This window comes from Streptomyces sp. SA15, from assembly GCF_002291145.1.
In the GTDB taxonomy this organism is placed as follows: domain Bacteria; phylum Actinomycetota; class Actinomycetes; order Streptomycetales; family Streptomycetaceae; genus Streptomyces.
This window is the reverse complement of sequence record NZ_NTGE01000143.1, coordinates 1-11,583: the sequence shown is the minus strand read 5'-3', so window position 1 is coordinate 11,583 and position 11,583 is coordinate 1. Positions and strand designations below refer to the sequence as shown.

The window sequence follows — 11,583 nt, the reverse complement described above, 5'->3', positions numbered from 1 at the left end:
GCCGCCTTGCTCGTCGCGGCATCGGCGATGTCCCCGGCATTCGGCGGAAGCGGCCGCCCCGCAGCACCGGCCCCGGCAGCCGGAGGCTGAGGCGCCCCCGCACCACCGTCGGCCCCCTGCGGATAGCCGTACGACGACGGAGGCGGAGGCACAGCCCCCGGCGCCCCACCCGGAGGCGTACCCGGAGCACCCGAACCCTGCGGATAGCCATACGACGACGGAGGCGCAGGCGCAGGCGTGGCACCCCCAGCCGGCCCACCCGAAGGCGGCATACCCGGCACACCCTGCGGATACCCGTACGACGACGGCGCAGGCGTCGCGCCCCCACCCGCCCCACCCGCAGACGACGCACCCGGCCCGTTCGAATCGTCGAGCGCCGGCGCGAGTGCCGTCGGCGGAAGCCGGCTGCCGCCCGACATCAGCGCCGTCTTGGCGTCCGGCGTCGCCGTGGGCGGCGCAGGCTCGTCGTCGGCACCGCTCAGCGGCGGCGCGAACACGGTCGCGGGCAGCGGCACGGAACGGTCCTCACCGGCGTCCGCGTTGGTGTCGGTCCCGGCCCAGGGCGTCGCCCCGGCGGGCGCCCCCGGCGCACTCGGCGTCACGGGCGCCGGCCCGCCACTCGACGCATCAGGAGTGCCCTGCGCAGGAGTGGCCGACGCACCACCGGATCCAGGCACCCCACCCCGCGTCTCAGGCAACGACGCCCCACCACCGCCCCCCGAAGCAGCAGCCGCACCGGCACCCGAACCGGCACCCGCACCCCGCCGATCCGGAATCCCCAACTTGTCCGCCGCCTCCTGCAACCACTCCGGCGGACTCAACAAGAACGACGTCTGATTCAGATCCACCCGAGCCGCAGGCGCCGGCGCCGGCTCAGCCCCGCCGTCCGGACGGCCGTACTCCTCCTCGTACCGGCGAATCACCTCACCCACCGCCAACGACGGCCACAGCGTGGCCTCCCCGCTGTCCCGCGCGATCACCAGCCGCTGCGCACCCCCGTCCGAACGCGGCCCCTCCGCACGATCCTCCGCCCACACCACGAACCCGAGCCCGAACTCCCGCACCCGCACCTCACGATGCTGGTACGACGGCACATCCCCGTTGATCCACTCTTCCGCACGCTCCTGCGCCTGCGCGAACGTCACCATCGCGAAGCTCACTCCCCCACCGAAGACGCCGAAGCCGCCGCACCCGCGGGCACCGCACGCGCGAACCCGCCATCCACCATCAGATTCGCCACCGTCTCCAACTCCGGCGGATTGCCCGCCAACCGGGCCAGAAACGCGTCGAAATCCTCACCACACGGCAGCAGCAACCGCTCCACCCGCTCCGCCGGCGGCATCGCAGGATCCACGTCCCGCGCATCGTCGTACGCGCAGAACCACACCGAACCGGCCCGCTCGCCCTTCACCTTCACGGCCAGCAACCCGCCCTGCACGAACCCGACCCCCAGATAGTCCTTGGTCAGATGGTCACGCAGACACTTGTTGACATACACCAGGTCATTGACCGCCGCCTCGTCCCGCACCGTGAAGAACGGCTGGTCCACCAGCAGCCCCAACTCCGCGTCCAACGCCGCCCCCACCGGCGCACACCCACCCGCCGCCTTCAAGAACGACCGGTACGTACCCGGCAACCGGAACCCGAGGTCCTCCTCGACCCCCTGCACCTGCGACTCCGTCACCGCCACACCCGACTTCGGCAACCCGAAATGCGCCGGCCGAGTCTCCTGAAGCGGCCGCGTCCCCCGCTTGTTCTGGTCGACCCGCGCCACCGCGATCCCACCGTGATGCCGCAACAACGCCTTCACCTCGACCGGAACCAACTCCAGCCGCCGCGAACCCACCACGTGATGCCACGTCCAGCCGTGCGGCGTCGCCACCGCCGACACCGTGTCCCACAACTCATGCCCACTCGCCGCCAACGCCGCGTTCGCCGACACATAATCCGTCAGCCGCAACTCGTCGACCCCGAAACCCTCCGGCGGATCGGCGATCTCCGCCGCCGCACGCGCATACGGCGAGAAGTCGGGATAGCCGCGCTCATCCACCCGCACCCCTCTCGGGTGACGGGCCGCCCGGACCGGATCCGGGAAATGCACGACCTGCCCGGCATAGGCCGCGTTCGGCGGCGCGGCTTGTCCCCCAGCCTGGCGGCCGGGAGGTGCCCCCAGCCCGAGCCGACCTGTCGTCATGGCGGTTGCCCCCTGCGGCACTCTGTACGACCCGTAGTGACCAACCCTGGCTCACTACGCCCCGTAGCGACTGTCTCGACCGTCTCGACTTCCGTACTCGACTTCCGTCTCGACTTCTCTCCGTAATTCACTCCACGCGGTGACCGCGCGGATCGCGGTGCGGACAGCCTATGCGGTACGACGACACCGGTCACCGGGCACCGGTCAGCGGCCCTCCGCTTCCGTGACCAGCCGTCACCCCGCCGTGACAGCCCGCCCAAACCCGGGCGTGTCGCGCAACCCAGCTTCCCCACCAGCCACGCCATTTGGCAGTCTGTCTCCGCCGGGGGGATGCTCGGGAGGGGATAACGATCATGAACACCACGCAGACGGGACCACAAGCACCACCGCCACCAGGCACGCCCACAACCGTGTCCGGCGACCCCCGCATCGGCTGGAGCAGCACCGAAACACCGCACGCCCCCGCCCTGCGCCACCGCCGCGACGGCATACTCCCCACCGTCGCCGCCGCCCTCTCCGTCCGCGGCGCCACCCTCACCGGCACCGCCGCCCGCGGCGACCAGCCACCACCCCTGCACCCCCTCGTCCAGGACTTCCTCGACACCCTCCCCAGCGCCGGACGCGACCGCTTCACCGGCCGCTGCGCCGAAACCATGCTCATCTCCCGCCACATCGCCGCCGCCGACGCCGCCCGCAGCAAACGCGCCGCCCGCAAACCGATGACCAACGGCGAAGCCCGCAAAGCCCTCAAGCAGGCCAAACTCACCGCCCGACGCATCCGCGAGGACGGCGACCCCCTCCACGGCAGCTTCGCCACCCCCTGCCGCGCCTGCACAGCCCTCAGCGCCCACTTCGGCGTCCGCATCGTCGACCCCACGACGACAGACGGCTGACCCGCCCCCACCGCAAGGAAAGCCGCACGACAGCGCCCACCAGGCGCCAGCCCCTGACCTCGACGAACGAACGGCAGATGCACCCCGACCGCACCTCCACCACCCGCTTCCCCGTACCCGTCGACGCCGCCCTGCGCGCCGCCGGCTGGCAACCCGGACGCTGGGACATAAAACAAGCCGAGATCTGGGCCGACACCCTGCGCGAACACACCTCACCCGCCGGACACCGCCACGCCGTCTTCCCCGCCGCCGTCGAAGCCTGGGCCGAATTCGGCAGCCTCCACATCACCCCCACCGGACCCGGCCGCCAGATCGCCCCCGCCGCCGTCCACTTCGACCCCCTGCACGGCCTCCACATGGCCCGCACCCTCGGCGACCTCGGCCGCGCCCTCGACACCGAGGTCTGCCCCCTCGGCGCCGAAACCGACACCCAGGCACTCCTCGCCATCGACACCGACGGCCGCGTCTACGCCCTCGACCACACCGGCGACTGGTACCTCGGCCCCGACCTCGACCAAGCCCTCGCCACCCTCGTCTCAGGCATCGAACCCACCCGCCTGACAGCCGACTGAGCACCAAAAGGGCTATTACGCGGCGACCACACCGTCACGACGCCGGAATCACCGCCGACACCCGAAAACCCCCCGCCTCCGTCGGCCCCGACACGAACACACCACCCAACGCCAGAACCCGCTCCTTCATCCCCACCAACCCATTACCGCCCGACGGCAACCGCGCCGACGACGCCGACGACACCTCGTCCGGCGGCTCGTTCTCCACCTGCATCGCGATCTCCGACACCCGATGCGCCAACCGCACATGCGTCTTCGCCCCCGCCGCATGCTTGTGAACGTTCGTCAACGCCTCCTGCACCACACGAAACGCCGTCTGCTCGATCTCCGCCGCATACGACCGCGACTCACCCTCCACCGACAGATCGACCACCATCCCCGCAGCCGCCGACTGCCCCACCAACACCTCCAGATCCGACAGACAAGGCCCGTCCGCCGCACCCTCGCCATCAGCCACCCGCGACGCAGCCGCCGCCGCGGCCACCCCCACCGCCGCCAACGGCACACCCTCCCGCCGCGCCACGCCACCGCCCCCACTGCGCAGCACACCGAGCATCTCCCGCAACTCGGTCAACGCCTGCCGCCCCATGTCACCCACCAACGCGGCATTCTTCACCGCCTTCTCGGGATCCTTCCGAGCCACCGCCTGCAGCGCAGCCGCATGCACCACCATCAAGCTCACCCGATGCGCGACAACGTCATGCATCTCCCGCGCGATCCGAGTCCGCTCCTCATTCCGCGCCCACTCGGCCCGCTCCTCGGCCCGCTCCGCCAACAACTGAAGCTCCCGCTCCAGACTGTCCGCCCGCTCCCGCAAACTCTCCATCAACCGCCGCCGCGCCCCGACATACAAACCGAGCAACACCGGCGGCGCGGTCAGCCCCAGCGAGGTCGTGATCGAAGCGAAGGGGACAAACCAGTCCCCCAACGTCAAATCCCCCCGCGCCATGTCCTGCCGCACCCGCACAAACGTCACGATCAACGTCCCCACCAGCGACATCCCCGCCAGCGACCCGATGATCCGCCGCGGCAACTCCGACGCCGCCAACGTGTACAGGCCGACGACGCCCATCAGGAAACCCATCTGAGCAGGCGTGATCGCGATCGTCACCAACACGACCGCCACCGGCCACCGACGCCGCACCACCAGCACGGAACCGGCCAACAACCCGAACACCAACCCCGCAGCGAGCGGAATCCCCGCGTCACGCGCGAACGGAACCCCCTCCACCGCACACTCCGCCGACGACACCACCGCCAGGCCCACGTCCAACACCGCACTGCGCCGCCGCGCCCACCACCACAGCCCTCCCAAGGCCGTGGAGTGGTCTTCCCCCGTCGTGGTCATGCCTCCAGCCTACGGGCGCCCGGCGCCCCATTTCCGGCGAGTTTCCGTGACTGGCCTACACCACACTCCGTGACCGAACGGCGACGATACGGCCCGAAATCCCTCGAACTGCTGAATCGCTCACCGTTCGACCCCGGAAGATCGGATTCCGGCCGGACGGTATGCGCATGGCACATTCGCATGGCAAGTACGCGGACTTCGAGGGGTTGCGGGAGCGGGCGGTGGCGCTGCGGCGGCAGGGGTACAGCCTTCGGCAGATCCGCAACGAGCTTCAGGTACACAACAAGGAGATCCTTCAGCGCCTCGTCGAGGGCGAGCCGCCTCCGGAATGGACGAAGCGGCCTCGGGCGAAAGACGACCTGCGGGAGAGGGCGCGGGAGTTGCGGAGGCAGGGCTGGACGTACAACCAGATCCAGGCCGAGCTGGGCTGCTCCAAAAGCTCGGTGTCGCTGTGGGTGCGAGATCTGCCGTCACCGGAACCGAAGTGCACGCCGGAGGAACAGCGAGCACGCATGAATGCAGGGCTCGCGCGACTGCGCACCTCACAGGAACAAGAACGGCAGGCCACCAAGGAGGCAGCTGCAGCAGACATCGGCGCACTGTCGGACCGCGAGCTGTTCATCGCGGGCGTCGCTCTCTACTGGGCCGAGGGGCAGAAGAGCAAGCCGTACCAGCGCCGGGAAGCGGTCCTCTTCGTCAACAGCGACCCCGCGGTGATCCGGGTCTACCTGGCGTGGCTCGACCTGCTCGGCGTGGCACGCGAGCGCCTGCGCTTTCGCGTCATGATCCACGAGACTGCCGACGTGGCGGGCGCCGAGCGCTACTGGGCCGACCTCGTCGGCATCGACACGCCCACCCTCCAGTCGACGACCCTCAAGAAACACAACCCCAAGACCGTTCGGAAGAACACAGGAGACGGGTATTACGGCTGCCTGGTCATCCGAGTCCTACAGGGAGCCGAGTTGTACCGTCGCATCGAGGGCTGGTGGTACGGCATAGTAGGAGCTGTCCGTCCGGGCGATCTATCGAACCGGACATAAGGGCTATCCCGGGTCGTCTAAGGGCAAGACGGTGTCTTTTGGTGTCACTTATGGGGGTTCGAGTCCTCCCCCGGGAGCCCAGTGAGTGTGGGCCCTGACATTCCCGTCAGGGCCCACACTCATATCCCTCACGAAACCCCCCGGTATCCTGCGGATGTCCACCCCCACTCATCCAAAGCCGAAGGGCAACCCCGTGAGCGCCATTCGCCCGGCAGCCGTCGTCGTTCTCGCAGCGGGTGAGGGCACCCGTATGAAGTCGGCCACACCCAAGGTCCTGCACGAGATCTGTGGCCGTTCCCTCGTGGGCCATGTGCTCGCCGCCGCGCGTGAGTTGCAGCCCGAGAACCTCGTCGTGGTCGTGGGCCACGCCCGTGAGAAGGTCACCGCGCACCTCGCCGAGATCGACGCCGAGGTACGCACGGCGGTGCAGGCGCAGCAGAACGGCACCGGGCACGCCGTACGCATGGCGCTGGAGGAGCTCGGCGGGTCGGTCGACGGGACGGTGGTCGTCGTATGCGGGGATACGCCCCTCCTGACCGGTGAGACGCTTCAGGCCCTGGCCGCCACCCACTCCGCCGACGGCAATGCGGTCACCGTGCTGACGGCCGAGGTGCCGGACGCCACCGGTTATGGCCGCATCGTGCGTGACGGTGCCTCCGGGGCCGTGACCGGGATCGTCGAGCACAAGGATGCTTCCGAGTCTGAACGGGCCATTCGGGAGATCAATTCCGGGGTGTTCGCGTTCGACGGGCAGTTGCTTGCCGACGCCCTGGGGAAGGTCCGTACGGACAACAGCCAGGGCGAGGAGTACCTCACCGACGTCCTCGGGATTCTGCGTGAGGCCGGTCACCGGGTCGGGGCCTCCGTCGCCGTCGATCACCGTGAGATCGCCGGGATCAACAATCGCGTGCAGCTCTCCGAGGCGCGCCGGATTCTCAATGACCGGCTGCTCACGCAGGCCATGCTGGCCGGCGTGACCGTCATCGACCCGGCGACCACCTGGGTCGACGTGACCGTCACTTTCGAGCAGGACGCCCTCATCCACCCCGGCACCCAGCTCCACGGCTCAACCCACCTCGGTGAGGGCGCGGAGGTGGGCCCCAACAGTCGCCTCACCGACACTCGCGTGGGCGCGGGTGCGCGTGTGGACAACACCGTGGCCGACGGTGCGGAGGTCGGTCCGGAGGCGACCGTCGGGCCGTTCGCCTACCTGCGGCCCGGTACCCGCCTCGGTGCGAAGGGCAAGATCGGTACGTACGTGGAGACGAAGAACGCCTCCATCGGGGAGGGGACCAAGGTTCCTCACCTGTCGTACGTCGGTGACGCGACCATTGGTGAGTACACGAACATCGGTGCCGCGAGTGTGTTCGTGAACTACGACGGGCAGGACAAGCACCACACGACCGTGGGCTCGCACTGTCGTACGGGTTCGGACAACATGTTTGTGGCGCCTGTCACGGTCGGGGACGGCGCGTACACCGCGGCGGGCTCGGTGATCACGAAGGATGTGCCGCCCGGTTCGTTGGCTGTGGCCCGTGGTCAGCAGCGGAATATCGAGGGTTGGGTGGCTCGTAAGCGTCCGGGGAGTGCGGCTGCGAGGGCGGCTGAGGCGGCGTCCCGTCAGGGGGATGGCGAAGACTGACCGGAAACGGGCGCGCTGGACACGGCGTACCGTGATAAGTGCACTCCCCCATAAGTGCACATCCGCACCCCACCTGCCGTGACGGCCTCTCGCAGCCAGTTGAGAGGGTTGTTCGGTGCCCAGTTGTGAGACCTCTGAGGAGACAGTGCTGTGACCGGGATCAAGACGACCGGCGAGAAGAAGATGATGTTCTTCTCCGGCCGCGCCCACCCCGAGCTTGCTGAGGAGGTCGCCCACCAGCTGGGTGTCGGGGTTGTCCCGACCAAGGCCTTCGACTTCGCCAACGGTGAGATCTATGTGCGTTATCAGGAGTCTGCGCGTGGTGCGGACTGTTTTGTGATCCAGAGCCATACGGCTCCGATCAATCAGTGGATCATGGAGCAGTTGATCATGATCGACGCGCTGAAGCGTGCGTCGGCGCGGTCCATCACGGTCATCGTGCCGTTCTACGGTTACGCGCGGCAGGACAAGAAGCACCGTGGGCGTGAACCGATTTCGGCGCGTCTGATCGCGGACATGATGAAGACGGCGGGTGCGGATCGCATTCTGACCGTCGATCTGCACACCGATCAGATCCAGGGCTTCTTCGACGGTCCGGTGGATCATCTGTTCGCTCTTCCGCTGCTCGCGGACTACGTGGGCGACAAGGTGGACAAGGACAAGCTGACGGTGGTGTCTCCGGATGCCGGCCGTGTGCGGGTCGCGGACCGCTGGTGCGATCGGCTGGGTGCGCCTTTGGCGATCGTTCACAAGCGGCGTGACAAGGACGTGGCGAATCAGGTGACCGTCCATGAGGTCGTGGGTGAGGTCAAGGGTCGGGTGTGTGTCCTGGTGGATGACATGATCGACACCGGTGGCACGATCTGTGCGGCTGCGGACGCGTTGTTCGCGCATGGCGCGGAGGATGTGATCGTGACGGCGACGCATGGTGTGCTGTCGGGTCCGGCGGCGGATCGGTTGAAGAATTCCCGGGTGAGTGAGTTCGTGTTCACGAATACGCTGCCGACGCCGGGTGAGCTGAGTGATGCTCTGGACAAGATCACGGTGTTGTCGATCGCGCCGACGATCGCGAGTGCGGTGCGTGAGGTGTTCGAGGACGGTTCGGTGACGAGCCTGTTCGACGAGCAGTAGGGGCTTCTCGCAAGATCCTTTTGGGTGCGGCCTTCTTCGCCGAGTAGACTGCTGGAGTTGCTCGGCGAGGGAGGCCGTTCTCCGTCTTTTGGCGGTGGGTACGGCGATCCGTTATCGACGCGCTCTTCGTAGCAGGCCGTTCGTGGCCGGGTGACCACGTCCGTTTCTGGTTTCTACGAGGAGTGATCACATGTCCGAGGTGAAGATCGCCGCCGAGACGCGTAGCGAGTTCGGCAAGGGTGCTGCCCGCCGTATCCGCCGTGACAGCAGGGTTCCGGGTGTTCTGTACGGCCACGGTCTGGACCCGGTGCACCTGACCCTTCCGGGTCACGAGCTGCTTCTTGCTCTGCGTACGCCGAATGTCCTGATCGCGCTGGACATCGACGGCAAGAAGAACGAGCTGGCGATTCCGAAGTCCGTGCAGCGTGACCCGATCAAGGGTTTCCTGGAGCACGTCGACCTGCTGCTGGTGAAGCGTGGCGAGAAGGTCAACGTCGACATCTACGTGCACACCGAGGGTGAGCTGGCGCCGGGCAGCTACCTGCTGGAGCACGTGCTGAACGCGCTGCCGGTGGAGGCCGAGGCCACGCACATCCCCGAGTCGGTCACGGTCTCCATCGAGGGTCTGGCTGCCGGCGACTCCGTCCTGGCCAAGGACATCCCGCTGCCGAACGGCACCACGCTGGCCGTTGACGGGGACACGGTCGTCCTGCAGATCCTGGCCGCGCAGGCGGAGGAGGCTCCGGAGGGTGAGGGCGCGGGCGAAGAGGCCGCCGAGGTCTGATCCTCCCCTTCGTCGTTTCGTCAGCCGCTGTTCCGTGTCGGGGCAGCGGCTGGCGCGTATCAAGGAGACATGCACGTGACGACCGATGCCAACGCGCCCTGGCTGATCGTGGGGCTGGGTAATCCGGGGCCCGAGTACGCCGGCAACCGGCACAACGTGGGGTTCATGGTCGCCGATCTGCTCGCGGAGCGGGTCGGGGGTAGGTTCAAGCGGGCCGGTAAGGCGCAGGCGCAGGTCGTGGAGGGGCGGATCGGGCCGCCGGGTCCGGGGAGTCGGCGGGTGATTCTGGCGAAGCCGATGTCGTACATGAATCTGTCGGGTGGGCCGGTGAACGCGCTGAAGGACTTCTACAAGGTGCCGGTGGCGAACATCGTGGCTGTTCATGACGAGTTGGACATCGACTTCGGCACGCTGCGGTTGAAGTTGGGTGGTGGGGACAACGGTCATAACGGGCTGAAGTCGATGACGAAGGCGATGGGGTCCGATTATCACCGGGTGCGGTTCGGGATCGGGCGTCCTCCGGGTCGTATGCCGGTGGCGGATTTCGTGTTGAAGGACTTCTCGTCGGCGGAGCGCAAGGAGTTGGACTATTTCGTGGACCGGGCGGCGGATGCGGTGGAGTGTCTGGTGATCGAGGGGTTGGAGCGGGCGCAGGGGACGTACAACTCCTGAGGTCGGGGAGAGGGGCGGGGAAACGGTCGTGGAAAGGTACGTACAATTCCTGACTTGTCCGCCCGCCGGACCCGCCGAGGTTGACCGACTGCGGGCCCATGGCCAATGATCCCGGCCATGCCTGCCACAGCCACCACCTCCCGCCAGGCCTCGGTCGCCGCGCTGCGGTTCGGGCGGCTCGCGGCGATGGGTACGGTCGCGGCGCTGATCCTGATCGCCGGTGTGTGGGCGTCCTGGGGGACCGCTCAGCACGTGATGCTCACCAAGGGGCGGGAGCGCGGCACGATCGAGGTGACGCGATGCGGTGACGAGACCTGTACGGGGCCGTACACGCCGTTGTCGACGGGGTCGACGGCCCGGAGGAGTGTGGTCATCGAGCACACGGCCGCTGTGCGGAAGGGGCAGACGTACACGGTTGTGGTGAAGCCGGGCAGTGATGAGGTCGTGCGGTCCGGTCCTGCCGGGGTTCTCTATGCGTGGGTGCCGATGGGTGGGGCGTTGCTGCTCGCCTCGGTGGTGGTGGCGGGTGGGTTGCGGCGGACGCGGGTGGCGTGGGTGTTGGCGGGGGCGGGGATCGCGCTGCTCACGGCGGCGTTCGTAACGATGTGACGGGTTTCGGCGTTCTCAAGTCCTGTGGTGGGGATGAGTGTTGTCTGTTCGTGATTGACCTGGTCACGGCAGGTGCTGGATGCTTAGCCGCCCCCTCCACATCTTCCCGTTCGTTTCTCGAAGATGGACTACCGCCACATGCGAACCCTTCCCCGCGTCGGTGCCTTTGTCGCCGCCGCTTCGGCCGCGCTGCCGGTCGCTGTTCCGCTCGCGTCGCTGCTGCTTGTCGCGGGCGCCGCGGCACCGGCCTTCGCCACCACTGACGACACGTACACGGTGCGGCTGCGGCAGGATCTTCCGCGCACCTCGACCACTGATGACGGCGGCGCTCCGCAGAAGTCGTCGGACCAGTGCCCCGGTGTTCCGGCGGGGCAGGACGGCTGGCACTTCGTGCTGCCCGGGAACTCCACGGACTTCGTCAAGCTGACGGTGACCTTCGAGCCGGGTGGGCAGCAGGTGGTCACGGACTTCGGGCCGCCGTCCGACAAGCACGCCTACGTGGCGTCGCTTCCGGGGGCGGAGCTGACCTCGGCCGTCGCCGAGGTGAGCGGTGGAGAGCTGGAGCTGTTCAACCTCTCGCACACCTGCCCCGCGGCGGACGGCACGGCCCCGGGGACGGACGCGCCCGGCGCCTCGGCGGAGCCGACGGCCGACGCGTCGCAGGGGTCGCCCGGCGAGCCCGGCGGCACTGTGACGGA

Annotated in this window: 11 protein-coding genes, 1 tRNA gene and 1 pseudogene; 10 read left to right on the top strand and 3 right to left on the bottom strand. The window is 68.3% G+C overall.

Annotated features, from left to right (window positions below; translation table 11 throughout):
- Together CLM62_RS52125 and CLM62_RS33245 are read right to left on the bottom strand one after the other, a co-directional pair.
- A pseudogene (locus tag CLM62_RS52125) lies at positions 1-1,148 on the bottom strand (hypothetical protein); the annotation flags it as partial.
- Positions 1,149-1,156: 8 nt separating this feature from the next.
- Positions 1,157-2,194, bottom strand: coding sequence for an SMI1/KNR4 family protein (locus CLM62_RS33245; RefSeq protein WP_095753610.1), 1,038 nt, complete (start codon positions 2,192-2,194; stop codon positions 1,157-1,159).
- A gap of 353 nt (positions 2,195-2,547) precedes the next feature.
- Between CLM62_RS33245 and CLM62_RS33240 the strand changes: the two genes are divergently transcribed.
- Both CLM62_RS33240 and CLM62_RS33235 read left to right on the top strand, forming a co-directional pair.
- Positions 2,548-3,087 carry a YwqJ-related putative deaminase gene (locus CLM62_RS33240; protein ID WP_095753608.1) on the top strand — a complete coding sequence of 180 codons (540 nt, stop codon included), beginning with the start codon at positions 2,548-2,550 and terminating at the stop codon, positions 3,085-3,087.
- Between the two features lie 77 nt (positions 3,088-3,164).
- A complete protein-coding gene (locus CLM62_RS33235; protein ID WP_095753607.1) occupies positions 3,165-3,659 on the top strand; it encodes an SUKH-3 domain-containing protein in 495 nt (164 codons plus the stop codon).
- Positions 3,660-3,693: 34 nt separating this feature from the next.
- Here the strand turns inward: CLM62_RS33235 and CLM62_RS33230 are convergent, their stop codons facing one another.
- Positions 3,694-5,007 (bottom strand): sensor histidine kinase, encoded by a 1,314-nt coding sequence (locus CLM62_RS33230; protein WP_095753606.1) that lies wholly within the window; start codon positions 5,005-5,007, stop codon positions 3,694-3,696.
- A gap of 167 nt (positions 5,008-5,174) precedes the next feature.
- Between CLM62_RS33230 and CLM62_RS33225 the strand changes: the two genes are divergently transcribed.
- The 8 genes from CLM62_RS33225 to CLM62_RS33195 form a co-directional block, all read left to right on the top strand.
- Entirely contained in the window at positions 5,175-6,047 is an 873-nt protein-coding gene (locus CLM62_RS33225) for a hypothetical protein (RefSeq protein ID WP_095753609.1), read from the top strand.
- Positions 6,048-6,053: 6 nt separating this feature from the next.
- A tRNA-Gln gene (locus CLM62_RS50345) sits at positions 6,054-6,124 on the top strand.
- Between the two features lie 116 nt (positions 6,125-6,240).
- Entirely contained in the window at positions 6,241-7,689 is a 1,449-nt protein-coding gene (gene glmU, locus CLM62_RS33220) for a bifunctional UDP-N-acetylglucosamine diphosphorylase/glucosamine-1-phosphate N-acetyltransferase GlmU (protein WP_095753605.1), read from the top strand.
- Positions 7,690-7,839: 150 nt separating this feature from the next.
- Complete coding sequence (locus CLM62_RS33215) at positions 7,840-8,820, top strand: ribose-phosphate diphosphokinase (RefSeq protein ID WP_095753604.1); 981 nt, start codon at positions 7,840-7,842, stop codon at positions 8,818-8,820.
- A gap of 190 nt (positions 8,821-9,010) precedes the next feature.
- Positions 9,011-9,604 carry a 50S ribosomal protein L25/general stress protein Ctc gene (locus tag CLM62_RS33210; protein ID WP_095753603.1) on the top strand — a complete coding sequence of 198 codons (594 nt, stop codon included), beginning with the start codon at positions 9,011-9,013 and terminating at the stop codon, positions 9,602-9,604.
- Positions 9,605-9,673: 69 nt separating this feature from the next.
- Positions 9,674-10,276 (top strand): aminoacyl-tRNA hydrolase, encoded by a 603-nt coding sequence (pth, locus tag CLM62_RS33205; RefSeq protein WP_095753602.1) that lies wholly within the window; start codon positions 9,674-9,676, stop codon positions 10,274-10,276.
- A 105-nt stretch (positions 10,277-10,381) separates the two neighbouring features.
- Positions 10,382-10,885: a hypothetical protein gene (locus CLM62_RS33200; RefSeq protein ID WP_095753601.1), complete on the top strand. Its 504-nt coding sequence runs from the start codon at positions 10,382-10,384 to the stop codon at positions 10,883-10,885.
- 138 nt (positions 10,886-11,023) lie between these two features.
- Positions 11,024-11,583: LPXTG cell wall anchor domain-containing protein (locus CLM62_RS33195; protein ID WP_257004227.1), on the top strand; the 560-nt coding region annotated here is incomplete at its 3' end.